Consider the following 24,496-nt stretch of genomic DNA (forward strand, 5'->3'; position numbering starts at 1 on the left):
ACTTCCGTGCACTTCGCGCTCCAAGACCTCCCGCGTCGGCGCCGGGTTACTCCCGCAGCCCGAGCACCCGCGGTAGAGGACCGGCCCGGTCGGCGGCCCCGGGGGGAGCGGGTCGCCGACCGGGCCAGGTGCGTCCTCCGTCCGGACACCGAAGGCCGGGCGCTCGGGGACCTGTTCGGGGCGGGGGACCTGTTCGGGGCGGGGGACCTGTTCGGGGCGGAGGCCCTGTTCGGGGCGGAGGCCCTGTTCGGGGCGGGGGGCCTGTTCGAGGCGGGGGCCCTGTTCGGCTCGGGAACCCGCTCGGCGCGGGGGCTCGTTCCGCTCAGGGACCGCTCGGCTCAGGGACCGCTCGGCTCAGGGACCGTTCCGCTCAGGGACCGTTCCGCTCAAGGCCCCGTTCCGCTCAAGGCCCCGTTCCACTCAAGGCCCCGTTCCACTCAAGGCCCCGTTCCACTCAAGGCCCCGTTCCACTCAAGGCCCCGTTCCACTCAGGTACGCGGAGACCACGACGTTCGCCGTGTAGGTGCGGCTCGTCTTGTCGAAGGTGCCGCCGCAGGTGACGAGGCGGAGTTCGGCGCGCCCCGACTGCCGTACGCCGTAGGCCTGTTGGGGGTCGAACTCGTCGCGGCCGATGACCCGGACGTCGTCCACGGTGAACTCGGCGATCCGGCCGTCGCTGCGGGCCACCCGGATCTTCTCGCCGACACCCAGCGCGCTCAGCTTGTAGAAGACGGCGGGCCGGGTCTCGGTGTCGACGTGCCCGACGAACAGCGCGGCACCCGTCGCCCCGGGCCGCGCACCGCCCGCGTACCAGCCGACGACGCCCGGCTGACCGTACGAGGGTGGTTCGATGGCCCCGTCCCGGTCGAGGCCGCGTGCCACGACCGGCGCCTGCACCCCCATCGAGGGGATGTCCAGCCGCTGTGGCCGGGCGCCCCTCAACGGCGCGGCGGCGGGCGGCAGTTCGGCCTGAGCCGGCCGCCCGACCGCCGCCACGTCTCCGGTGGTCGGCGCGGAGATGCCGTGCCGCACGTCGGTGACCTCGCGGCCCCACAGCCACAGGCCGAGCAGCAGCACGGCCCAGGCGACACCGGCGACGACCCGCCCGGTTCCGCTCCCGGACCTGGTCGCGGCCCCGGTCCCGCCGCCGTCGTCGAAGTAGTCCCGTCCGGACACGGCGACCCCTTACTCCGTACCGCGCCGGCGGCCCCGGCGCGCGCCCCGTACCACGACCGCCGCCGCCGCGACCCCGGCGAGGACCAGGCCGACCACCGCGTGGCGGGCGCCGGGGCCCGTGTGCCGGGCGTCGTCCATGGAGTTGGCCGGGTCGGCCGAGTCCCGCGCGTCCGCCGGGTCGGCCGCCGCCAGCCCGGCCGCCGCTCCGCCGCCGCCCGCGCGCACGGGGGCGACCGGGGAGGCGGGGGACGAGGGCTGCCGGGAGGCGGGGGGTTTGGCCGCCGGGGACTTGGCCGCCGGGGGATCGGTGGCCGGGGGCGTGGTGCCCGTGGGCCTGGTGCCCGTGGGCTTCCCGTCGCCGACCTTGATCGTCCCCGTGACCTTGTCCTCCCTGCCGTCGCAGGTGATCCGTACGCCGTAGGTGCCGGGGTCGAGCGAGGACCGTACCCGGGTCTCCCCGGCGAGCGTGCCGAGGCTCTTGCCCGTGAGCTGGGTGAGCTGCGCGTCCGCGACGAACGCCGCCGAGGCGGCCGTCCCGGTCTTCCCGCCGCAGCCCTTGGCCCGCACCTGGATGTCGCTGCCGGGCGCCGGTGAGGCCGGCACCACCGTGACGTCCCCCGAGTCGGCCGTGTGGGCCGGGGGCGCCGGCACGGTCAGCGCGGCCGCGGCCACCGCCCCGGCACAGAGTGTGACTCGCAATGAGCCCATGGTGAACCTCCAGTCACCTGAGACTCCCCCGCCGGACGCCGGGGCGCATCCGGGGAGGGGCCGCGACTGCTCCGTACGGGTGTCCGGAGGTTTATCGCGGAGTGCGGGGCTGCCCTGGGGCCCGGCAGGTTCACATGCGGTCGCGGGTTCAGATGCGGTCGCGGGTTCAGATGCGGTCGCGGGTTCAGATGCGGTCGACGAGGTCCGCGATCGAGTTCACGACCTTCGACGGGCGGTAGGGGAACTTCTCGATCTGCGCGGGGGTCGTCAGACCGGTGAGGACGAGGAAGGTCTCCATCCCGGCCTCGATGCCCGCGAGGACGTCGGTGTCCATGCGGTCGCCGATCATCGCGCTGGTCTCGGAGTGCGCGCCGATCGTGTTCAGACCGGTGCGCATCATCAGCGGGTTCGGCTTTCCGGCGAAGTACGGCTTCTGCCCGGTCGCCTTGGTGATCAGCGCGGCCACCGCCCCGGTCGCGGGCAGCGGGCCCTCGGTGGAGGGGCCGGTCTCGTCCGGGTTGGTGGCGATGAACCGGGCGCCGTCGTTGATCAGCCGGACCGCCTTCGTCATGGCCTCGAAGGAGTACGTGCGGGTCTCGCCGAGGACGACGTAGTCGGGCTGGTGGTCGGTGAGGACGTACCCGATGTCGTGCAGCGCGGTCGTCAGGCCCGCCTCGCCGATGACGTACGCCGTGCCGCCGGGCCGCTGGTCGTCCAGGAACTGGGCGGTCGCCAGGGCAGAGGTCCAGATGTTCTCCACGGGCACGTCCAGGCCCATGCGGGCGAGGCGGGCGTGCAGGTCACGCGCCGTGTAGATCGAGTTGTTGGTGAGCACCAGGAAGGGGCGCCCGGACTCGCGGAGCCTTTTTATGAAGGCATCGGCGCCGGGGATCGGCACGCCCTCATGGATGAGCACCCCGTCCATGTCGGTGAGCCACGACTCGATGGGCTTGCGCTCTGCCATGTGCGATCTCCTGCCGTACGTCCGGGTTCGCCCCAACCCTAGTGAGACGTGGCTGAAAAAAGGAGGTCGATCTTGGCCGCTGAGACCGCCCGCTCGTCAGGTCGGCGGGGGTGTGGACGTGGGGCACGGGGAGGGGGCGGAGCAGGGCCGGTGCCGTCGGGTCAATCGGGGCACCGGGCTCGCCTGCGGACCGTCACCGTCAGCAGCCCTCCGGCGGACAGGAGCAGGAGCCCGGTCACGTACGGCAGCGCCTGGCGCACACCCGACGCGGCCAGCTCGTCCGGGTACGTCCGCCGCTCGCCGCGCACGGCACCTCCGCGCTCCTTCGCCGCACCGCCGCCGCCGTCCTGCCCGCCCTCTTCCTTTTCCTCGTCTTCGCGCTCCTGCTCGCGGTCCTGCTCGTCCTCGTGCTCGTCCCCCTCCTCCCCGTCGGTGATCCGGAAGCGGTAGTCGTTCGACTCCCCCACCCACTCGCCGTCGTCGCCGCGCCGCTCGACCACGGCCGCGTTCGCCACGACCTCGTTGGGTACGGCCGCGTCGGAGGTGAGGGAGAGGCGGACCTTGACGGTGAGGGTGTGGCCGGGCGGCACGGTGAAGCCGGTTCCGCCGCCGTCCCCGTCCCCGCCGAGGACGCCGACCAGCTCGTCCGCGTCGGTCCGTTCGAGGGTCACCGGCCGGGAGGTGGTGCCCCGGGCGTCGTCGTAGAACTCCAGCTGTGGCTGCGTCGGCTTCAGCGTGCGCGCGGCGTCGACCAGCACGACCACCGGGTGGATGTTCCCGCAGGCCCGGGAGGTGGTGTTGGTGAGCTCCAGCGCCCAGGTGTGGAAGCCGCCGCCGGCGACGTAGGCGGCGGGGCCGCCGCGGATACGGGTCCGGATGGGGAAGGCCCCGCTGCCGGCACCGGCGCCGGCACAGGCGGGCCGCCGCGCGTCCGCCGCGGCCCCCGCTGCCGCGAGCGGGGGTACGGGGGCCGGGGCACTGCCGAGCGCCGCCGCGGGACCACTGACGAGGGCGGCTGCGGTGGCGAGGGGAAGGGTCAGGCACGTACACAGTCGCATGAACACATGACCATGCCATCTACCTACGAGGGGGAGCGCCGCCACGCCCCGGTGCCTCGGGATCGGGGTGGAAGTCCGCTCGATCAGCGGAGCGAGGGACGCCTACTGCCAGAGAGGACCGGGCGGTCGGACCGGTCCGACCTGGACACCGGGCCGGGCCGGCCGGGACACCGGACCACGATCGGCCGGGACACGGGACCTCCGGAACACGGCCGGGCCGGCCGGGACACCGGACCAGGGCGTCGGCCGGGGCGGAGGTACCGCCCCGGCCTGTGGTTCTTCGGGTCAGTCGCCGATCCGCGGCAGCAGGGAGACGGTCTTGCTGCCGTACCCGACGACCAGCACGTCCTCGTAGAGCAGGACTTGGGGCTCGTCCCAGTGGTTGGGCCCCGGCTTCGGCCTCTCGGCGTCGGCATGAGAGCGCCAGACCTGTTCACCCGTGCGCAGATCGAGGCCGGACAGATCGCCGGTCGGGCTGAAGAAGTACACGACCCCCCGCCTCTCCGACACCACGGGAGACGCGATGCCCGGCACCGGTTCCCCATCGCCCATCTCGACGCCCACCGGGCCGGTCCACAGGGTCTTTCCGGTGGTCAGCGAGTAGGCCGAGGCCTTGCCTTCCTGGGACACGGAGATCAGACGGTCACCGATGACGTCCAAGGTGGCCAGTTTCCCCTTGACCCGGTAGGAGTACGGAGTCCGCTCCCCGGAGCTGCTGACGAGGGTCAACGGCAAGGTCTTGCCGTCCGCGTCCATCACTCCGGACAGGACCATCCGGCCCCCCGAAGTCCCCATGAGCTCCTGCGCGCCGGGGACCGTCGTGACCTTCTCGGCACTTCCGGTGGCGGGATCGAGGCGGAAGACCTCGGTGTCGCCCGGGTCCTCGGCGTCCCGCATGCACAGGAGATAGGGCGCACCGCTCAGCACCGTCCGCTGGCACACGATGCCCTTGTCCCAGGTGTGGCGCCACTTCGTCTTCCCGGTCAGCGGATCGAGGGCCGACACTGTGCGCCGCGACGGGGTTTTCGCCAGCACCGCGCCGTCGATGAGCATCGCGGCCCGGTCGCCCTGCGGCATCTCGACCTTCCACAGCATCTTGCCGGTGTCGGCGTCCACCGCCATCAGATCGGTACCGCCCGCGTAGTCCCCGTTGGGCTGGTTCTCCGCGGTGTGATTGCGGTAGGCGTAGACGACGCCATCGCGCACGGCGAACGGCTTGGACATCGCGTCGCCTTCGCGATTGACCTTGACGGTCCACAGCCGCTCGCCGGTGTTGGCGTCGATCTTCGCGGCGTCGTACTTGGACCCGGCGCAGTACAGCGCGGAACCGTCCACCAGGCAGCCCCGCTCGGTGGCGCCCGGGGCGTCGCTCTGCCACGGCTTCCAGCCCTCCGGGGACACCGCCGGCCGCACCGGCCGGTCCTGGTCGACCGCACCGCCGCCCCCGAAGCCGAGCACCGCCCCCACGGTGATCGCGGCAGCGGTCACCGCCGTCCCCGCGACCTGCGAGAAGCGGCGCCGGCTTCGCCGCCGCACCACCTTCTCGGCCAGGTCCCCGGGCGCCCTCACCCGGTCCAGGGCGACCGCGTGCAGCGTCTCCCGGACCTTCTCCTCCACCTGCTCCGTCGTCATCCCCGGACCCCCTTCGGCGTGTAGCTGAGCGGCTGGACCTGTTCCATGCGCCCTTCGGGCCCGAGCTCCGGTACGAGGGCCCGGAGCTTGGCGAGCGACCGGTACGCGGTGCTGCGCACCGTGCCGACCGGGCACCCCAGCAGCGACGCGACCTCGGCCTCCGGCAGGTCCTCGAAGTAGCGCAGCACGACCACGGCCCGCTGCCGCTTCGTCAGGCGACCGAGCGCCGCCCACAGCGCGATCCGCAGCTCGGAGTCCGAGCCGGCGTCGGCGTCCGTGCCGGACTCGGGCAGTACCGGCACCGTCGTCTCGGCGCGATGTCTGCGCAGCCGCCAGCGGTTGACCTGCTGGCGGTACAGGACCTGGCGGACATACGCCTCGGGCTGCTCGATGCTCGTCCACCGCCCGTACGCCTTCATCAGCGCGATCTGCAGCAGATCCTCCGCGGCGTGCCGGTCTCCGCCGGTGAGCAGCACCGCGAGCCGCAGCAGCGCGGTGGAGCGCATCGCTACGAAGTCCCGGAACTCTTCGTGACTCGAGGCCTTCATCGACCCTCCCCCTTCTTGGCAACCGTCACGACGCGATGAGCTGCCCGCTGCTATCCCTCAACGGCCGAGATTGTCCGATCGCACCGAGGCGGTGAGGCGCGGCGGGCGGAGACCTACGAGAAAGCCGCCACCGATGAGGCACGGCGGGCGGAGGACCGGTTCGGCACAGCAGGGCGGAGGCTCAGTGCGTACGGCGCAGTCGCGGGATCAGCGACATCCAGGCGCGGCCCGATCACGTCTCGGACGCGCCTGAGACGCGCCTCTGAGCCGCCTCTGAGCCGCATCAGAGGCCCTTCACCCGTCCGCCCGCCCGAACAGCGGTGCGAGCAGCAGCTGGGCCGCCCCCTCCGCGACCCCCGACGCCCCGCCCTCGACCACCCGCACCGGCACGGCCGGGTCCTCCCCCTGAAGTCGGGCCCACTCGTCGAGCACGATCCCCACCCCCCGCACGAACACGTCGGGCCGGGCCTCGATGGTGCGCCCGCCCAGCAGGACGAGCTCGATGTCGAGGAGCCCCACCAGGTTCGCGGCGCCCGTACCGAGCACCCGCGCCGCCTCGTCCACGTCTCCCCGCGCCATCGCCGCGAGGCACAGCGCCTCGACGCACCCCCGGTTCCCGCACTCGCACAACGGCCCGTCCAGCTGGACGACCTGATGCCCGAACTCACCGGCCCGGGTCCGGGCCCCCCGGTGCACCACCCCGTCGATCACGAGCCCGGCCCCCAGCCCCGTACCGAGGTGGAGGTAGGCGAAGGAGCCGTGCGCCCCCGCGATCGCCGCGAGCCCCAGGGCCGCCGCGTTGGTGTCCTTGTCCACCACCACCGGCATCCCGAGCCGCCGCGCCAGCGCCGCCCGCAGCGGAAACCCGTCCCACTCCGGGAACCCGGTGACCCGGTGCAGGATGCCGTGCAGATGGTCGAGGGGGCCGGGGAGGGCGACACCGACGCCGAGTACGGGGAGGAGGGGGGAGCCGTAGGACTCGTGCGTGGGGTCGTCCGGCATCGCGGTGCGGCTCTCGCTCGCCGCGGCCAGCAGCGCCTCCACCTCACGCGCGGCGCCCTCGACCACGGCGTCCGCACCGGCCCCCAGGTTCAGCGGCCCCCGCCGCTCCGCGACCACCGTGCCGGTCAGATCGCAGAGCACGGCCGTCAGCTCGTCGCGGTCGAGGTGGAGGCCGACCGCGTGCCCGGCGTCGGGCACGAGCCGCAGCACGGTGCGCGGCTTGCCGCCGGTGGACGCCCGGTACCCCGCCTCCGTCACCAGCCCGTCCGCGCGCAGCCGAGCGGTGATCTTGCTGACGGCCTGCGGGGTGAGCCCCGTCCGCTCGGCCAGCTCGAGCCTGCTTATCCCGGCCACCCCGGCGGTACGCAGCAGGTCCAGCACCAGCGCTCCGTTGTGGCTGCGCAGGGCGAGCAGATTCACGCCGGCCACTCCTGCGGTACGCCCGCTCCCGCTCCCGTTGCCGTTCCCGTTGCCGTTCACACCCCCATTGTCCCTCTCGCTTGCACTTTGGCAACAGCGTTGCTTAAGTGGGTGGTATGACAGGCACCAGCACAGGCACCAGCGCAGACAGGCCCCTCCGCGTCGCCCTCGTCGGCTACGGCCTCGCCGGCTCCGTCTTCCACGCCCCGCTGATCGCCGCGACGGAGGGCCTGGCCCTCGACACGGTCGTCACCTCGAACCCGGAGCGGCGGGCGCAGGCCCGCGCCGAGTTCCCGGACGTACGGTTCGCGGTCACGACGGACGAGCTGTGGGCCCGGGCGGACGAGCTGGACCTGGTCGTCGTCGCCTCCCCGAACAAGACGCACGTCCCCGTAGCCACCGCCGCCCTGGAGGCGGGCCTCGCGGTGGTCGTCGACAAGCCCATCGCCGGTGCGGCGGCCGAGGCGCGCGAGCTGGCCGCCCTCGCGGACTCCCGGGGCCTGCTCCTCTCCGTCTTCCAGAACCGCCGCTGGGACAACGACTTCCTGACGCTGCGGGGGCTCCTCGCCGCCGGCGAGCTGGGCGAGGTCCGCCGCTTCGAGTCCCGCTTCGAACGCTGGCGCCCCCAACTCAAGGGCGGCTGGCGCGAGTCCGGCGACCCCGCAGAGATCGGAGGTCTCCTCTACGACCTGGGCAGCCACGTCGTCGACCAGGCCCTCACCCTCTTCGGCCCCGCCACCCTCGTGTACGCGGAGTCCGACCTCCGCCGCCCCGGCGCCGAGACGGACGACGACACGTTCATCGCCGTCACCCACGCGAGCGGCGTCCGCTCCCACTTCCACGTCTCCGCCGTCACCCCCCAACTCGGCCCGCGCTTCCGGGTGCTGGGCTCCGAGGCGGGTTACGTCAAGTACGGCCTCGACCCCCAGGAAGCGGCCCTGCGCGACGGCGAGCGCCCCGCCCCCGGCGCCGACTGGGGCCAGGAGCCCGAGGAACTCTGGGGCCGTATCGGCGCCGGCGACTCCCCCCTGACCGACGGCGGCCGCCCCGTCCCGACCGTCCCCGGCGACTACCCCGCGTACTACGCCGCCGTGGCCGCCGCCCTGCGCGGCACCGGCGAGAACCCGGTCACGGCACACGAGGCGGCCGCCGCGCTGGACGTACTGGAAGCGGCGCGCAGGTCGGCGGCCGAGGGCGCGGCGGTGAAGCTGTGACGACCGACGCCTCCCCCTCCCCCGCCCACGCCGCCGCCCCCGCCGACCCGAGCATCGACGAACTCGAAGCCCAGGAACGCCGCCTGGTGCTCCCCCGGTTCACGTACGAGGACGCGTGGGCCCTGGGCTCCCTCCTGGTGGACCTGGCCCGCGAGCGGAACGCCCCCGTCGCCATCGACATCCGCCGCGGCCCCCAGCAGCTCTTCCACGCCGCCCTCCCCGGCTCGACCCCGGACAACGACGCCTGGATCGACCGCAAACGCCGGGTGGTGGAGCGCTACGCCCACTCCTCCTACCTCGTCGGCGCCCGCTTCCGGGCCAAGGGCACGACCTTCGAGGCCTCCTCCCGCCTGGACCCCGACCACTACGCGGCCCACGGCGGCGCCTTCCCACTGACGGTGGAGGGCACGGGAGTGATCGGCACGGTGACAGTCTCGGGCCTCCCCCAACTGGAGGACCACACGATGGTGGTGAAGGCACTGGAACACTTCAAGGGAACCTTGTAACCCCCGGGCTCCCACAGGGGCACGGGGGCCGCGCGCCTTTTTCAACGGCGCGAGGAACTGCGCACCTTTAGGGGCGCGAGGAACTGCGCATCGTTTCAGGGGCGCGGGGAACTGCGCACCTTTAGGGGCGCGAGGAACTGCGCATCGTTTCAGGGGCGCGGGGAACTGCGCATCTTTAGGGGCGCGGGGAACTGCGCGAGCAACCACACACAACCCGCGGCCGCCAACGAACCGCACCCCCCGCCCCCACCGCTCAGGCACCCCGCACCAAGCGGAGCGCCTACGCGTTGTTGAACTCCTGCCGCTGCCTCCCCAACCCCTCGATCTCCAGCTCCACCACATCCCCGGCCCGAAGGAACGGCTTCGGCTCAGGCTCCCCCAGAGCCACCCCCGCCGGCGTCCCCGTATTGATGACATCCCCGGGATACAGCGTCATGAACTGGCTGACGTACCGCACGACTTCACTCACCGCGAAGATCTGCTCCCCGGTCGTCCCGTCCTGCTTCAACTCCCCGTTGACCCACAGCCGAAGCCCCAGCTTCTGCGGATCCGGCACCTCGTCCGCGGTCACCAGCCACGGCCCCAGCGGATTGAACGTCTCGCAGTTCTTGCCCTTGTCCCACGTGCCGCCCCGCTCCAGCTGGAACTCCCGCTCGGACACGTCGTGCGACACGGCGTACCCGGCGACATGCGCGAGCGCCGCCTCACGCGACTCGACGTACCGGGCCGTACGCCCGATGACGACCGCGAGTTCGACCTCCCAGTCGGTCTTGGTCGACCCGCGCGGCACCAGCACGGTGTCGTGGGGCCCGACCACCGTGTCCGCCGCCTTGAAGAAGATCACCGGCTCGGCGGGCGGCTCGGCCCCGGTCTCGCGCGCGTGGTCGTGGTAGTTGAGCCCGATGCAGACGATCTTGCCGATCCGGGCGAGCGGCGGACCGACCCGCAGCCCCGCCGCGTCCAGGACGGGCAGTGCACCGCTCTCGGCCGCCGCCCGGACCCGCCCGAGCGCCGCGTCGTCCGCGAGCAGCGCGCCGTCGATGTCCGGCACGACCTCCGACAGGTCCCGCAGAACTCCCTCGGCGTCGAGCAGCGCGGGCCGCTCCGCACCCGCCGTACCGACTCGCAGCAGCTTCATGGTCGCCCTCTCCCTCGATCGTCCACCGCCCGACCGATGGGTGCAGCCATCGGAGGACTGGTCGATCCTCCAAGGTCACGGTCCACTCCGCAATACCCGGTTCACGGAGTGGACCGGCCGTGCCGCCGCCCCGGTCGAGCTACCGCGCGGTAGCCGCCGCCGACGTGCCGGCGGCGGCCCCGGCCGACGGCAGGGGATAGAGCGCAGCCCGCTCCACCGCACTCCACGTCGTACTGGTCACCACGTACAGCGCGGCCGCGAGCGGCACCACCGCCACGCTGACCAGTGTGAAGAAGGACATGAACGGCATGAACCTGCTGACGGCCCCCATGCTCGCCGCCATCCCGGGCAGCTGCTCGTCCGACACGGCCGGCATCCCGGCCGTCCCCGCCGCCATCATCCGCTTCGTACGCCGGAAGTTGAACGCCGCGACCCCCGTGACGATCACGAACAGCCCCACGTAGACGAGCCCCTGCGGCCCGAACACACCGCCGTCGCCCAGCGCGTCGTGCCAGCGGTCGCCGAGCGGGGCGGCGAAGAGCTGGTGGGTGAGGAGGGCGTTGGCCTCGCCGCCGATCGTCCGGTTGGAGAACAGGTGGTAGAGGAGGAAGAAGGCCGGCAGCTGGCAGAGGCTGGGCAGGCAGCCGGACAGCGGCGACACCTTCTCCTTCGTGTGCAGCTCCAGCATGGCTTTCTGCAGCTTCTCCGGGTTCTTCGCGTGCTTCTTCCGCAGCTCGGCGATCTGCGGCTGCAGGGCGATCCGCGCCCGCTGCCCCCGCGCCGCCGCCCGGGACAGGGGGTGCACGAGCAGTCGTACGAGCGCCGTGAACAGGACGATCGCGACGGCCGTCGCGGAGGCGTGGAACAGCGGCTGGATCAGATCGGCGAGGTGCGCGACAAGGTCGGCGAAAACGGACATGGGTGGGAGCCCTCCAGGGGGTCTCGTCGTGCCAGGGAAGGGTCATCCGGTGACGTCGTACGCCGAGTACGCCGAGTACGCCGACGTCGTGCGGTGACCGGGGAATGGCGCGACGGCCCGCGGAAAGGGCACGCACGTGCAGTCAGGTGAGTGGCTGGGGTGGGCGTGCCCTACGCGGTGGCCGTCAGGAGGGCACGTCCGGGCGCCCGGGGCCGCGTACGGCCACGGGCGTCGGGATCACGTTGGGGCAGGAACGCCGTACGGCGCTCACGGTCCCGTATGGCCGTCCGTACGCGCGTCCGGGGTACGACGGGGGCGCAGCGCGAGGCGATCAGCGCGCAGGCGGCGAACGCGGAACCGGCCGCGGCGGTCGCGGCGAAGGCGACGGCCGCGGAGAGCGTGCCGGTGTCGAGGACGGCGACCTCGAAGAAGAGCAGCAGAAGCATCGCGGCGGGACGCGGACCGACCCAGCTACGCATCACGGCTTCCCCCCTCTCTCCGATCGGCCACAGCCTGCCCGGGCTCGCCCCGGGCACACTCGGCCCACTCGCACACATGCTCTCATCTGAGCCGCGCCGAGCGCAGCATCCCCCAGCGACAACGCCCCGCGCCCTTCCATCTCCCCTTCTCATAACCCTTGAAAGAAATCGAAGAAAGCGCTGTCACACCTCTCGACAACCCCACTGTTCACCCCTGACTCTTCCGGTGTCCCTCTTGAGCAGTTTGGTAGGTGGCGGCTCCCCCATCCCCACCTTCTCTCCCCTCGGCACCCGCATCCCCCGGAGCTGACATGGCTGCATCCCCCGATCACGAAAACAACCACACGAGACCGACCGCGGAAGCGGACAGCGCGACGGCCGACCGCCCCTCCGCCTTCGGCCGCAGAGCCCTCCTGGCGGCGGCCGGCGGCGCGGTCGTGGGCACCGCCCTCGGCACGGGCACCGCCCACGCGGACGCGACCCTCGCCATCAACCCCGCGACGAAGTACGGCACCTGGGAGGGCTGGGGCACCTCGCTCGCCTGGTGGGCCAACGTCTTCGGCGCCCGGGACGACTTCGCCGACCTGTGGTTCACCACCAAGACGACGACGTACAACGGCACGGCCCTGCCCGGCCTGGGCATGAACATCGCCCGCTACAACCTCGGCGCGTGCAGCTGGAACACGGTGGAGGGCTCGACCATGGTCGAGTCGGCGAACATCCCCGCGTTCAAGCAGATCGAGGGCTTCTGGCAGGACTGGAACAACGAGAACCCGACCTCCTCGGCCTGGGACTGGACGGCGGACCCGAACCAGCGCGCGGCCCTGACGAAGGCGGTGGCCCGAGGCGCGACCACCGAGCTCTTCGCCAACTCCCCGATGTGGTGGATGTGCCTGAACCACAACCCCTCGGGCGCGGCGGGCGGCGGCAACAACCTCCAGTCCTGGAACTACCGCCAGCACGCCTCCCACCTGGCGGCCGTGGCCCTCTACGCCAAGAACAACTGGGGCGTGAACTTCGCGACGGTCGACCCCTTCAACGAGCCGGCGGCGTCATGGTGGACGGCGACCGGCACCCAGGAGGGCTGCCACATGGACCCGGCGGTCCAGGCCGCCGTACTCCCGTACATGCGCAGCGAGCTGGACGCGCGCGGCCTGACGTCGGTCCGTATCTCGGCCTCGGACGAGACGAACTACGACACGGCCCGCTCGACGTGGAACTCCTTCGGTTCCTCCACGAAGGCCCTGGTCAGCCAGGTGAACGTACACGGCTACCAGGGCGCGGGGGGCCGCCGCGACCTTCTCTACACGGACGTGGTCACCACCTCCGGCAAGAAGCTCTGGAACTCGGAGACGGGCGACAGCGACGGCACGGGCTGGACCCTCGCCCGCAACCTCTGTTACGACTTCCGCTGGCTGCACCCCACGGCCTGGGTCTACTGGCAGGTGATGGACCCGACGGCGGGCTGGGCGATGATCGCGTACGACGCGAACACCCTCCAGCCGACGACCGTCCAGACCAAGTACTACGTGATGGCCCAGTTCAGCCGCCACATCCGCCCGGGCATGACGATCCTGGACGCGGGTTCGAGCTACTCGGCGGCGGCGTACGACGCGGCGGCGAAGCGCCTGGTGATCGTGGCGATCAACACCTCGACGTCCGCCCAGACCCTGACCTTCGACCTCTCGCGCTTCACCACCGTGACGGGCGGCACGAACGGCCTGGTCCCCCGCTGGAACACCCACACCTCGGGCGGCACCGACCGCTACCGCGCGTACTCGGACACCCGCCTGAGCGGCAAGTCGGTGGCGGTGCCGTTCGCGGCGGGGGCGGTGCAGACGCTGCAGATCGACGGGGTGACGATCTAGAGAACCGACGCGCGGTGACGATCTAGAAGAACCGGCGCGCGGACTGGAAGCCACCGTCGCGCGGGCCGGAAGCCGTCGGCCACCGAGCACCGGCGACCGGCCGCCGGCCCGCGTGCCTGGCTCCACCCCCGGGAGAGAGCCGAAGGCAGAGGTGGGGAGGTGGGAGGGAGCGCGCCCCTGGCCCGCTCCCTCCCACCTCCGCCCGTGTCTCACCTCCATCCCCCTCCATCCCCCATCGGCAGTACCGTGTCGTCCATGCGCCCCGACACGCCTGCCGAGAACGTCGACCACAACGCCGAAGCGGCACGCCTGGAGCGGACCGCCGACCTCTACCCGGAGGACGCCGAGCACCTGCTCCTGCAGGCCGCGGCCCACCTGGAACTGGCCGGCGACCGCCCCACCGCGACTGCCCTCTACGACCGCCTGCTGTCGTCGTCCGCCCCTCTCGACAACCCCCACCTGGTACGAGCGCTGAAGGCCTCCAACCTCTGGGAGTACGGCCACGAGGCCGAGGCCCGCGCGATCATCGACGGAGTCCGCGCAGCCGCTCCCCGCGACCCGGCCCCGTGGGTGATCGTCGCCGAGGCCCTGGAGGCCCACGACGAACTGGAAGCGGCCCAGGACACCTTCACCGCGGCCGTCACCCTCCTCCTGACCGACGTTCCGGAGCCCCCCTACGCCACCCGCGCCCTCCTCTTCGGCCGCCACCGGGTCCGCCGCATGCTGGGCGCGATCCACGACGAGTGGGACGCGGTGGCGGACACCCAACACTCGTCCTCCGTATCTCTGGACGAGCTCCACGACCCGAAGCGTGTCTGGTCCCTGGGCTCGGACAACCCGGCGGAACTCCAGGCCGAAATCTCCCGCCTCCGCGCGGAGTTGGGCGCGTACCGCGAAGCCCTGTCCCGCCCGTTCCCGGTAGCGGTCCTCCACTGGCCGGCGGCCGAGCTGGGCGAACTGGTCACGGCATACCCGGGCTTGACGGCCGAATACCCGTCCCACGAGGAACACCTCGCGACGATAGAGGCGTCACTCCGCGAGCTGTCGTCCTCGGGCACTCCGAACCTGGGCATCGTCACGGGCACGGTCCCGTCCTACGAGGCCTTCGCCGCATCGGAGGGCGCATCCCCCGACGACGCGACACTGCTGCCGCAGTACGCGACGACGTTGGCGGCGCGGGGGTTGGCCGTGGAGTGGCCGCCGCAGAGGGGGAGCGCTTGTTGGTGTGGGTCGGGGAGCTCATACGGGGAATGTCACGGGACCAACTGGGGCAAGGACGGCTAGAAGGCTGGCGTCTTTCTGCGCACCTCTGGAAATCACCCTCTATCCCGGTGCGCTGTGCCCAACCCAGGGCTAGTCTCGCGAGCCTGCTGGCGACTGGTCGCCTACTGATGCGTACAGACAGCCCGGCAGGTGCGAGACTCTTGGTTCGGAGTGACCGACAACGACACGGGCTCTCCTCAGCACGATGGCTAGACCCTAGAAGGAGCGGCATGCCTGCCAGCGGCCAGAAGCGACCGCAGTTCACCCCGCCACTGACCTCGATCGAGATCTGTGCGGGGGCCGGTGGGCAAGCCGTGGGGCTGCACAATGCCGGGTTTGACCACTTGGCGCTTGTCGAGTGGGACCAGCACGCGGTCAGTACCCTGCGGGCCAACGTCGGGCGCTGGCCGGGATGGACGACCCAAAAGGCCAAGGCCCTCAGCCCGATGGACGTCAACGACTTTCTCGAATCAGACGCACGCAAGGCCCTTGATCTCAAAGGAAAGACCCTCGACCTCTTTGCAGGCGGAGTCCCTTGCCCTCCTTTTTCCTTGGCCGGAAAAAGATTGGGAGCAGACGATGAGCGCGACCTGTTCCCAGCAGCGTTGAGCATCATTGAAGAACTTACCCCCAAAGCAATCATGATTGAAAACGTCCGGGGCATCCTTGAGCCACCGGAGGTTTTTATCGAATACCGAGCCAACATCCTCGATCGATTGCGCCGTGCCGGCTACACGATCCCCAATATCGACACGTCGCTTTCTCCAGCAGCTCAGGACCTTGAGATGCGAAAGGTGTGGCGCCGACTCGACGCGAAAGATTTCGGCGTCCCTCAGTTGCGCCCCAGGGCCATCCTGGTCGCGATCCGCGAAGATTTCGCAAAGCCCGGCATCAATGAATTTAGCTGGCCACTGGGAATCAGGGGAGACGAAGCTACTGTCGCTGAGACTCTCCGAAGGAGCATGCGCGAACGGTGCCGCCCGTACTGGAACAAGAACAAGCGGGGTGAGCCGGCCAAGCCCGGCGAGCGGACAGGGGAGGATGTCTACAACGACTGGCTTGACGCCGCCCAGAAATCCGCAGCCGCCGACCGCGGTGTAGCCCCCACCTTGGTGGGTGGATCCAGGAAACATGGCGGCGCAGACCTCGGACCCACGCGAGCGAAGAGAGCCTGGGAGGCCATGGGGGTTGACGCCATGGGGGTGGCCAACGACCCGGACACATGCGACCCGGAGCGGGACTTGTTCAGGGAGAACGGCCCCATGCTCACCGTCGAGCAAGCTGCCATGATCCAGGGTTTTCCACGGGACTGGCGGTTCCAGGGGAAAAAAACAGCAAAGTACCGGCAGGTGGGCAATGCCTTTCCGCCGCCGGTCGCTGAAGCTGTCGGCCGCGCGATCGCTGCAGTTCTGCGACCGGAGCACCGGGACGAACTTCTCAGCGAATATGACGTCGACTCCTCAGGTGCAGCCACTCTTGATGACGTGCCACACCAATTGGAATTCTCAGTTTCAGCGGGGTCCGCTCACACTCCGACGCGCGAGGACCGTCTCGGTAATCTTGTCGGCACAAGCCACTGACGACTCGTGCTCCCAGAAGCGGAGCACGAGCCAGCCCGCATCGTTGAGCCTTTGATCCGTGTCCCGGTCCCGCTTCACATTACGTACCACCTTCTCCGACCAATAGCCGGAGTTCGTTCTCGGCGGCACATAGTGTTCAGGGCATCCGTGCCAGTAGCAACCGTCAACGAATACCGCCACCTTCGCCGGACGGAATACCAAGTCGGCCGTCCGGCGAAGATCCGGCAGGGGGCGTGCTGATACCCGGTAGCGGAGCCCTTGGGCGTGCACCAGACGCCGGATCAGCCATTCCGGTTTTGTATCGCGGCTGCGGATCGCCTGCATGTTGCGACGGCGTGCGGCGGACGAAGCCCAGGAACCTTCCGGGGCTGCCCATTCGGCTTCGGAGGACACAAGACGAGCGTAGTGTGCTGCGTCCGCCGCACGCAGCCCCTATCGGTTGCCTCCCAGGTGGCTCAGCAGCGCTTCGATGTCGCTCGGCGCCAGGCCGGCCGCCACCGACGGCTCCTCCTCCAAGTCTGCGAGCTGCTGGACTGTGGGGTCATCCAGGATCTGCCCCATGAACGCAAGCTTCTGTTCCAGCCGCGCGGCCACGACCTCGTCGATGGAGTTGCGTACGGCGAGAACCGTCACCCGCGTCTCGGTGTCGGGTGCAAGCCCAAGGCGATGGATACGGTCCAGGCTCTGCAGAAACCGGCCAGCCATGAAGTCACGGTCCACGTAGACAGCGTCATGGCAGTGGTGGTGCAGGCTGATGCCCTCGCCAAGGGTCGCCGGGTTGGAGATGAGCACCATGCAGGCTGGATCGTCCCGGAAGCGCCGGATCTGTTCCTCCCGATCGGGGGTCCCTCCGTAAACCGCGGCCGGGCTGAACTTCTCGAGCATCCGCTCCAGCGTCGTAAGGCTCCGGACGAACGTCGTCCAGACCAGCGTCTTACGTCCGGCCGCCGCATTCTCGGCGATGATCGCCACGGCTTCCTTGTACTTCGGTGACAGCTCGTGGTCGGGGAGGTTCTGCAGCTTCGAGTACAGGGAGCCGCCTGGAGGGATCTCCAGTGGAGGCAACTGGTAAGCCAGCGGCTCGTACTTGGTGGCTCCCTCCAAGAGCAGAGCCGGGCTCGTCGCGGCCATCAGAAGCCGCAGAGCCGTCTTGCCGAGCGCACTGAGATCCTCCCTGGCCACCCCGTTGCTCATCCCGCCGACCAGCGAGGTGTAGATCTCATCATGCAGGGGCGGCATGTCCACATAACGGATGCCCAGATCAACTGGAGGCAGACCGAGTTCCTGCTTGGTCGTCCGCGTGAACAACGGCCGCAGCACCGTACTTGCGTGCCGAAGGTCTCCCCCCGCCACGGCGCGCACGACAGTCTGCTGTCCGTGCCCCGGCCACACGAAGCCCAAGAGGTTCTCCAGGTCCTTGGAACCGTTCGGAGCCGGCGTACCCGTGAGGATCAGGCGCCGGTCCGCGTGTGGTCCGAGGGCCATGCACGCGGCACCGTAAGTGCCCCGGGATCCAAGCTTCATCCGGTGCGCCTCATCAAGGATGATCATGGAGGGCTGGGCTGCCAGCCAGGCGGTCAGCATCGACAGCGAGCGATCCAGCCGTTCGTAGTTGACGACGAGCACCTCCGCCCATTGGTCCAGTGACCCGTCCAGGACGTTGACACGCAGCGCGTGCGTCAGACACTCCGACGTCTCGAAACGCCACGAGTCGTAGGCCGACTTCGGACAAACGACCAGGAGCCGCCGCACATGGCCGGCAGCCTTCTGAGCCGCGTACACGGCGAGCGCGACGCGCGTCTTGCCGGCGCCGGGCACGCTGAAGTTGGCTCCGTGCTGGAGGGACAGCAGCTTCGCGATGTCCCTGCGCTGAAAGGCGCTCAGCTCACCTTTCCAGTTGTCGCCGAGCAGACTCGGGACATCGTCCGCGTCGACTTCACCGGAGGACCCCGTACCCGCCAGCCTGGTTTCAACGGTCCGTGCGTCCTGGAGGACGCCGGTCGCCAGCTTCCTCAGGGCGGAGGACCACTCCACACCGCTGGAGTCGGGCCAGTCGCCAAGGACTTGCAGGTTGGCCAGGAAGTCATCAAGAGCGACAGAGGCGCTGAGCAGGCCGAGCTGGCCGCCCGTCCGGAAACGGGCAGCTAGCTGGACCAGGTCCGGCTGGTGGTGCTCAGTGGTCCGGAGCACGACGCGCGTATGTGTCTCGTCAAACGCCAGGTGCAGAGACGTTTCACTCGGTTCGTTCATCACTGTCGGCCTTCCGCGGCGACGGCGTCCATCAGCCAGGCCACGCCGTCACCCGGATCGTGGAGACCACGGCCGGCCTGCTTGGCAAGCTTCAGCAGGCTGCCACGGAGCTTGATCACTGCGTCATCGAAAGCCTCCTCGTCGAGGCTGCGAGAGGTGCGTGCCTGCACCAGGTCGCTCACGCACTGGTCGATGCTGGCGCACGCCTCCGCGAGCCGGGCCGGCGCGAGCTGCTTGCGCTTGCGCAGCCGGGCACTGCGGCCAGCGGCCTCAATGGCATCGTCGAAAGTCTTCTTCGCGTCGTCCAGAACGCCCTGGGCCTGCTCCTTCGCCTCGTTGCCGAGGTCGGGGCCCTCGCTCCTACTGCGTACGACAGCAGCTGCACGCAGCAGACGGTCGTTGAGTGCCTTCATGTCAGCCACTGCGGAGGAGGCGGCTGGGACCTCTACCCCGAGTCCCGGGATCATGACACCCGTCGGCCTGACCTCAGACCGGCCCTCAGACACCGGACCAGCGGAAAGCAGCTTCTGCTCCAGCCCTTCCTTGAGGAAGTCCTCATTGATGTGCCGCACGTCGGTCTTGGAGAAGTTGAGCAGGATGGCGGCCAGACGCAGTTCTTTGAGAATCTCCGCCTGGTCGCGGTCAAGGGTCTCCAGCTTCACGTACAAGCGCTGGAGTTCCTTGAGGCGCTCCTGAGCGCCTTCCCAGTCGACCAGCCGGAGTCCGCTGCCGCCGGCATCCTGGCTGCGCTTGATCAGCTCGCGGATCGTGGCGAGGATCCAGCGTTCCTGATGGTACGTCCGGACCTGGATCCGGAACTCCTTGGCGATCTGCTCGGGTGTGCGCCCCAGGGCTGCCTGTTCCTCCATGGCGATGATGCGGTTGATGTAGGAGTAGTCACGCCGGTGATCCCGGCGGAGCTGCAAGGACAGCTCCACGGCGTTGATGTCCGCCCAGGTGAACGACTCGGGCAGCACTCCCACGCGCATCGACTGCACGCCAAGCAACTGCAAGGCGGCTGCCCGGGTGTTGCCGTTGACCACGATGCCCTGATGGGTGACCAGCCCGGGGTCGTTCTGGCCGAACTCTTCGAGGCTGTCCTTGAGGGCGTCGAACTCGACGTCGCGCAGATTGGTATCGGTCGGCGAGGCCTGGAGCAGGAAGCGGAGGTAGTCCTGGCTCTCCGCGCTCCACGGGTTCTGGTCCAGCTCCGCGTCTTTTGCGGCGTCGTGGCTCCGCTGGGCCCGGATACGGTGCGTGCTGGGGTTGAAGTAGAGCTTGCTGAGGGGCAGGTCGATCACGTCGACGTGCGCCTTCTGCTCGTTCCAGTCAACGGTCACCGTCTCGCGGGTACCGCCTGCCGTCTGCGCCTCCGCGACCTTCTTCTTGATCAGTTCGCTCAGTTCGTCCGCTCGCGGCGGAGCCGGAAGTTCTCGCATCATGTCCGTTCCGTCCTGTCCTAGTCGTTCGCGCCGTCGAGCACGTCAGCCACGGCCTTGCGGGAGGGCTCCGGAAGAGTCCGGTACTGCCCCCAGAGCTTGTCCAGCGGGCTCAAGGAACGCCGGTCCGCGGCGATCCAGGCAGCGAGCACCCGTTGCTCCATGGGCGACAGGGCCGCAGCCTGTTCCAAAACGCGCCCGAGGTCGGCCTGCCGGCCCGAGCTGCCCGCACCACACCTCTTGCACTCGGTGATCAACTGGTAGCCCGTGTCTCCGTTGGGCTGGATCACCTGGCGGCGTGCCACGTTGAGCACTGCCTGCTCGATTCCCTCCTCGTACGCCTCACCAGCCGCAATACCGCAGGTGCGGCAGAGGTAGCCGTCCTCGTCCAGCACCTTCGCGCGCTGGGCGGCCGTAAGGCTCGCCTTGTGCTTCGGCGCCTTCGACTTTCCAGGGATCCACACCTCCGCCCCCTGGGCCACGAACCGCTGCTCCTGCTGGCGGAGCGTGGGGTCCTCACGGCTCGTCGAGATCTTCCAGTCATGGTCACGCAAGTCGCGCATGCGCCGGTCGATCTGAGCGACGTCAGGGAACGCCTCGCGCAGATCGGCCTTCGTGAAGATCCCGTCCTCCCCCACTTCCTGCACCAGCCACAGTGCGGCTCGAGCCATGCTTCCCATCTTCGCGTCCCGCCAGGACGGCAGCGCCATTCGTCACTCCTGATGTCGAAATCGCACGCATTTTGGCAAAGGTGCAGTATGCACGCATGCGTAACTTACGCAGCGGCACAGGCGTCTTGGCCACCCCCCGCTTCACGAGCGGCTAACCACAGCATCCCACTGAGAACCGAAAACCAGTCCCCACTGGAACACTTGCGCAACAGATAGCAAGAACACAACTCGCCCTCCGTCGTGCACAATTGGCCCAACCTGCACCCGACATGACCATGACGCTGACAAGACCCGTCAACAGTAGGCCGATTTACACCAATTCGCTGCATATACCCCGGAAAGCGAAGCGAGCCATATGTCACGAGCAAAAGGAAGCAATGCCCCTTACTGCTGGACAGTGAAGAAGCTGGGCAGTGAAATTCCGCCAGGGAAACGCGCGCTTGCCACTGAACTGCAGAGACTCTGCCGTCTCCTGGCCTTGGAACCCAACGGCAGCGCCCCCACGCAGAAGCAGGCAGCCGACCGGCTGCACGTCAGTGATACGTCGCTGTCCAGATACCTCAGCGCCGAGTACCTGCCGGATATAGCCGTCGTCGGACTTCTTCACGCTATCGCCAGCGCTGACGCGGGCGGCACAGAGGAGGCGGGTATAACACTCACCGGCCTAGAGGAGCTGCACTCCGCAGCTGCTGCCGAGCAATGCCGGTGCTGTGTGAAGTTGCGCGGTGAGGCGGCGTCGTTGCAGCAGCAGGCCAGCGAGACCGTCGTTGAACTCAACCACGCCCAAGCCGAACTCGGCGCCATCAAGAAGAAGGCCGCAGCCCTACAGCAGGGGGCTGCGGCCTTGAGGCGCGAGGTGCAGGCACTGAGGGCACGGGAAGGACGCGCACTCAAAGCCACCGCAAGGCGCGCTATTCGGGCCGGCCAGCGGTCGCGTCTGACTGCGCGGCGTGACGCAGCTCTGCTGCCGGTCCCCCCTCGGAGGGGGGACCGGCAGCAGAGCAATCCCGAGAAGAGAGCCGCACTTAGTGTCGCCCGCCAGGCCGAAGCCTTGCAGAGCGGCGGCCGGCAAGACGGAGCTCTGGCCCTGCTGCGGCACTCCGCAGAAGTACTCAGTCCAGCAGAGGCGGCAGCCCTCGTGTACGTGTTGCGAGAAGGCCAACTGGACGAACTGGCAGGCACATTGATCCACATCTACGGACGAGACAATCCCGACCCTGATGTGATGCGGGCAGCAGCCCAACTCCACCAGCACGGAGCACCGGACGATGCCGCAGCACTGTTGCAAGCGGCTCTGTCGACTCGGACAGGGGCACCGTGAGACCAGAGGTAAGCGAGCGATACGGCAGCAAGGTCGGCATCGCCCGACCGATCGGCCATGCCGTACCCGTCGGGAGCGGCTGTGCGCGCAGGAGCGATTTACGAGCATCTCGCATCGGCGGACAACCTCGAGGAAGCCCCATCTGCGGCCCTTCACCATGGTGAGTGAGCCAGGGCGCCGGCTTCCAGGCTTCCGCCTAAAGATCAGCAGCGAGATCAAACGCATGGGGAGCGGAGCCTGGCGCCCGTGTCGACGGGTATCACATCGGCCGGTCAGCCCCGCGCGGACTACGCCGCCTCCACTTCAGCCTCATAGTGCATCTGCGCCCGATCGAGAATGTCGTCCGGATCACTTCCGCGAGCAGCAGTCCAGTGAAGCAGGTCGGCGATCAACTCAACCGCCGACTCCTCCAGGCCCGCAGCCTTCTTCGCGCCCCGCAGGACGGCTCCGCCGCTGACGCCCTGATAGCCCTCCAGCACCTCAACAGCACGCTCGATACGCCGACATGCGCCACGCTGGTCGAGCAGGATCTCGCACCAGACGGCCTTGCCGGCCGCCATCAGCGCGGTCCCCCAGTCCGCCGCGAGACTTCCGAGCAAGTGCAGACCGCGACCGCACTCCTCGTGGCAGCCCTCAGCCGTGAGCGACGGAACAGCTCGGCTCTTGTCGTGGACCTCCACGCGCAGCCGCTCGCTTCGCCACTCAAGGATCAACGTCGCCGCCACGCCTTCACCGACATGCTTGATGACATTCGTGGCCAGCTCCGTGACAAGCAGTGCCACTTCGTCAGCGGCGACGGACATGCCCCACTGGCCGAGTTGCGCGACGGCAGCTCTCCGCAGCAGGCGGACTTCCGCCGGCACCGCCTCGAAGGGCAGGACAAAGCGAGGTCGGGGTTCGGTGCCTTCGCAGCCGAGCATGGTGACTTCCTCTCTACCAAGCCACGCACCCCTAAGCCCTCCGTGTTCGCACGGATTCTCTGCGTGACTTCCTGCGAGCGAGCATGACACAGAGAACTCTCACTGTGTAACTTCTCACGAAAACCTATCGAGTGAATCTGGTGGTGAACGAGCTTTCACGCTGCCTAGCCTGAGCAGGTCTCCGGGCCGGCTCCCGGGGCCTGCCCGAAGGAGCTGCATGTCCGTACGCACCACGACACGACGCCGCCAACTGGGCGCGATGATGCGCAAGTTGCGGGCACGGAAGGGGCTGACCCTTGAGGAAGCCGGACGACTCGTAGGCGTCTCCAAGGCGACGGTGAGCCGGTACGAAACCCAGGCAGGGCCAGTCAAGTGGATCGTGGTCGACGCGCTGTGCCGCGAGTACGGGGCAGCTGAGGCCGAACGAGAGGCAGTTGTCGGCCTCGCCAAAGACGCCAAGCAGCAGGGCTGGTGGAGCTCCTTCGCCGACTCGATCCCGGAGAGCTTGAACCTCCTCCTCACCCTTGAGGACGAGGCAGTTCACGAGAATCACTTCTCCTGCGTATACGTCCCCGGCCTCTTGCAAACTCGGGCCTACAGCACGGCGCTTCAGAAGGCCAACGAAGTGCCGCTGGAGACGGAAGAGGTCGAACAGCTCGTGGAAATCCGCATGAAACGGCAGGAAATCCTCAGCCGCCCGAAGCCTCCTCGACTGTGGGCCATCCTCGACGAATCAGTAATCAGGCGGGTCGTCGGCTCACCAGAGACGATGAAAGAGCAGCTCAGACGGCTGCTCGAAGCGAACGAGTCACCTCACATCACTCTTCAGATCCTTCCGTTCTCCAAGGGAGCCCATGCAGCAGCCCTTGGGAGCTTCGTGACCTTCAGAGGCAAGGAGCCTGACCTCGACGTCGTGTACGTGGACTTCCACACAGGATCACTCTTCCTGGAAAAGGAAGATGAACTGGAGCGCTACCGACTTGCGTTCGAGTATCTCCGCGCACAAGCGTTGGACATGGAGGCTTCCTCTTCCATGATCCATCGCATCAGCAAGGAGCTCTGAATGCCCGTGGCCCGTCAACTCGTCCCCGAACGCGCCTGGTTCAAGTCGTCGTACAGCGGCGGCAACGCAACCGAGTGCCTTGAGGCCGCCTTCGTACCGGTTGGTGTACTGATACGGGATTCGAAGCGGCCTGAGGGGCCTCATGTCACCGTGACAGCTGAGGCGTGGGACAGATTCGTGACTGCTTCTATGAAGTCAGGGGGATGACACGTGACCAAGGGGCGACGAGCAAGTCAGTCGGCGACTCCCTTCATGAGGTCATGGAGACAGCACACACGTTCCGATCTAGCCCCGTGGCTGGTTTCCCGAGGCGCTGTTGAGATCGTTCCCCACCCCACAGATGATGTTCACAAGCGT

The 24,496-nt window shown here is 69.0% G+C and carries 23 protein-coding genes; 8 read left to right on the plus strand and 15 right to left on the minus strand.

What is annotated here, in order from left to right; translation table 11 throughout:
* Positions 1-471: 471 nt before the first annotated feature.
* The 7 genes from OG202_RS18905 to OG202_RS18935 all read right to left on the minus strand — a co-directional run bounded on the left by OG202_RS18905 (position 472) and on the right by OG202_RS18935 (position 7,568).
* Positions 472-1,176, minus strand: a complete 705-nt coding sequence (locus OG202_RS18905; protein WP_326582521.1) for a class F sortase — start codon at positions 1,174-1,176, stop codon at positions 472-474.
* A gap of 9 nt (positions 1,177-1,185) precedes the next feature.
* Positions 1,186-1,884, minus strand: coding sequence for a hypothetical protein (locus OG202_RS18910; protein ID WP_327729538.1), 699 nt, complete (start codon positions 1,882-1,884; stop codon positions 1,186-1,188).
* Positions 1,885-2,068: 184 nt separating this feature from the next.
* On the minus strand, positions 2,069-2,848 hold the full coding sequence (locus OG202_RS18915; RefSeq protein ID WP_326582519.1) for an HAD-IIA family hydrolase: 780 nt from the start codon (positions 2,846-2,848) through the stop codon (positions 2,069-2,071).
* Positions 2,849-3,009: 161 nt separating this feature from the next.
* A complete protein-coding gene (locus OG202_RS18920) occupies positions 3,010-3,906 on the minus strand; it encodes a cell wall protein (RefSeq protein WP_327729537.1) in 897 nt (298 codons plus the stop codon).
* A gap of 285 nt (positions 3,907-4,191) precedes the next feature.
* On the minus strand, positions 4,192-5,538 hold the full coding sequence (locus tag OG202_RS18925; RefSeq protein WP_328223175.1) for a PQQ-binding-like beta-propeller repeat protein: 1,347 nt from the start codon (positions 5,536-5,538) through the stop codon (positions 4,192-4,194).
* Entirely contained in the window at positions 5,535-6,086 is a 552-nt protein-coding gene (locus tag OG202_RS18930) for a SigE family RNA polymerase sigma factor (RefSeq protein WP_326582516.1), read from the minus strand. The genes OG202_RS18925 and OG202_RS18930 overlap by 4 nt, the downstream gene beginning before the upstream one ends.
* A 294-nt stretch (positions 6,087-6,380) precedes the next feature.
* Entirely contained in the window at positions 6,381-7,568 is a 1,188-nt protein-coding gene (locus tag OG202_RS18935; RefSeq protein WP_328223176.1) for an ROK family transcriptional regulator, read from the minus strand.
* 56 nt (positions 7,569-7,624) lie between these two features.
* Between OG202_RS18935 and OG202_RS18940 the strand changes: the two genes are divergently transcribed.
* Together OG202_RS18940 and OG202_RS18945 are read left to right on the plus strand one after the other, a co-directional pair.
* Positions 7,625-8,722, plus strand: a complete 1,098-nt coding sequence (locus OG202_RS18940; protein ID WP_328223177.1) for a Gfo/Idh/MocA family oxidoreductase — start codon at positions 7,625-7,627, stop codon at positions 8,720-8,722.
* On the plus strand, positions 8,719-9,228 hold the full coding sequence (locus OG202_RS18945) for a heme-degrading domain-containing protein (RefSeq protein ID WP_328223178.1): 510 nt from the start codon (positions 8,719-8,721) through the stop codon (positions 9,226-9,228). Before OG202_RS18940 ends, OG202_RS18945 begins: the two co-directional genes overlap by 4 nt.
* A 280-nt stretch (positions 9,229-9,508) precedes the next feature.
* Here the strand turns inward: OG202_RS18945 and OG202_RS18950 are convergent, their stop codons facing one another.
* The 3 genes from OG202_RS18950 to OG202_RS18960 form a co-directional block, all read right to left on the minus strand.
* A complete protein-coding gene (locus OG202_RS18950) occupies positions 9,509-10,366 on the minus strand; it encodes a fumarylacetoacetate hydrolase family protein (RefSeq protein WP_326582513.1) in 858 nt (285 codons plus the stop codon).
* A gap of 139 nt (positions 10,367-10,505) precedes the next feature.
* Positions 10,506-11,285 (minus strand): YidC/Oxa1 family membrane protein insertase, encoded by a 780-nt coding sequence (locus OG202_RS18955; RefSeq protein WP_328223179.1) that lies wholly within the window; start codon positions 11,283-11,285, stop codon positions 10,506-10,508.
* A gap of 170 nt (positions 11,286-11,455) precedes the next feature.
* Positions 11,456-11,764, minus strand: a complete 309-nt coding sequence (locus tag OG202_RS18960) for a DUF6412 domain-containing protein (RefSeq protein WP_405894094.1) — start codon at positions 11,762-11,764, stop codon at positions 11,456-11,458.
* A gap of 311 nt (positions 11,765-12,075) precedes the next feature.
* Between OG202_RS18960 and OG202_RS18965 the strand changes: the two genes are divergently transcribed.
* The 3 genes from OG202_RS18965 (at position 12,076) to OG202_RS18975 (ending at position 16,475) form a co-directional block, all read left to right on the plus strand.
* Complete coding sequence (locus OG202_RS18965) at positions 12,076-13,632, plus strand: beta-1,6-galactanase (RefSeq protein WP_327729531.1); 1,557 nt, start codon at positions 12,076-12,078, stop codon at positions 13,630-13,632.
* A 255-nt stretch (positions 13,633-13,887) separates the two neighbouring features.
* A complete protein-coding gene (locus tag OG202_RS18970) occupies positions 13,888-14,916 on the plus strand; it encodes an SEC-C domain-containing protein (RefSeq protein ID WP_328223180.1) in 1,029 nt (342 codons plus the stop codon).
* A 209-nt stretch (positions 14,917-15,125) separates the two neighbouring features.
* A complete protein-coding gene (locus tag OG202_RS18975) occupies positions 15,126-16,475 on the plus strand; it encodes a DNA cytosine methyltransferase (RefSeq protein WP_326582508.1) in 1,350 nt (449 codons plus the stop codon).
* On the opposite strand, the gene OG202_RS18980 is transcribed toward OG202_RS18975, so the two are convergent.
* From OG202_RS18980 to OG202_RS18995, 4 genes are read right to left on the minus strand one after another with little or no spacing between them, the layout of a single operon-like run.
* Positions 16,407-16,868 (minus strand): very short patch repair endonuclease, encoded by a 462-nt coding sequence (locus OG202_RS18980; protein ID WP_326582507.1) that lies wholly within the window; start codon positions 16,866-16,868, stop codon positions 16,407-16,409. The genes OG202_RS18975 and OG202_RS18980 overlap by 69 nt on opposite strands.
* A gap of 39 nt (positions 16,869-16,907) precedes the next feature.
* Positions 16,908-18,725 carry a DEAD/DEAH box helicase gene (locus tag OG202_RS18985; RefSeq protein ID WP_328223181.1) on the minus strand — a complete coding sequence of 606 codons (1,818 nt, stop codon included), beginning with the start codon at positions 18,723-18,725 and terminating at the stop codon, positions 16,908-16,910.
* On the minus strand, positions 18,725-20,167 hold the full coding sequence (locus OG202_RS18990; protein WP_326582505.1) for a hypothetical protein: 1,443 nt from the start codon (positions 20,165-20,167) through the stop codon (positions 18,725-18,727). The genes OG202_RS18985 and OG202_RS18990 overlap by 1 nt, the downstream gene beginning before the upstream one ends.
* A gap of 17 nt (positions 20,168-20,184) precedes the next feature.
* The gene (locus OG202_RS18995; protein WP_326582504.1) at positions 20,185-20,874 is read right to left on the minus strand and encodes a hypothetical protein; all 690 of its coding nucleotides are present in this window, start codon (positions 20,872-20,874) and stop codon (positions 20,185-20,187) included.
* A gap of 358 nt (positions 20,875-21,232) precedes the next feature.
* Here OG202_RS18995 and OG202_RS19000 point away from each other — a divergent pair, with 358 nt between their 5' ends.
* Complete coding sequence (locus OG202_RS19000; protein WP_326582503.1) at positions 21,233-22,156, plus strand: hypothetical protein; 924 nt, start codon at positions 21,233-21,235, stop codon at positions 22,154-22,156.
* Between the two features lie 287 nt (positions 22,157-22,443).
* Here the strand turns inward: OG202_RS19000 and OG202_RS19005 are convergent, their stop codons facing one another.
* A complete protein-coding gene (locus tag OG202_RS19005; protein WP_326582502.1) occupies positions 22,444-23,076 on the minus strand; it encodes an ATP-binding protein in 633 nt (210 codons plus the stop codon).
* Between the two features lie 217 nt (positions 23,077-23,293).
* Between OG202_RS19005 and OG202_RS19010 the strand changes: the two genes are divergently transcribed.
* Both OG202_RS19010 and OG202_RS19015 read left to right on the plus strand, forming a co-directional pair.
* Positions 23,294-24,139, plus strand: a complete 846-nt coding sequence (locus OG202_RS19010) for a helix-turn-helix domain-containing protein (RefSeq protein WP_326582501.1) — start codon at positions 23,294-23,296, stop codon at positions 24,137-24,139.
* The gene (locus OG202_RS19015) at positions 24,140-24,346 is read left to right on the plus strand and encodes a DUF397 domain-containing protein (protein ID WP_326582500.1); all 207 of its coding nucleotides are present in this window, start codon (positions 24,140-24,142) and stop codon (positions 24,344-24,346) included.
* Positions 24,347-24,496: the final 150 nt, after the last annotated feature.

The organism is Streptomyces sp. NBC_00310 (assembly GCF_036208085.1).
In the GTDB taxonomy this organism is placed as follows: Bacteria; Actinomycetota; Actinomycetes; order Streptomycetales; family Streptomycetaceae; genus Streptomyces.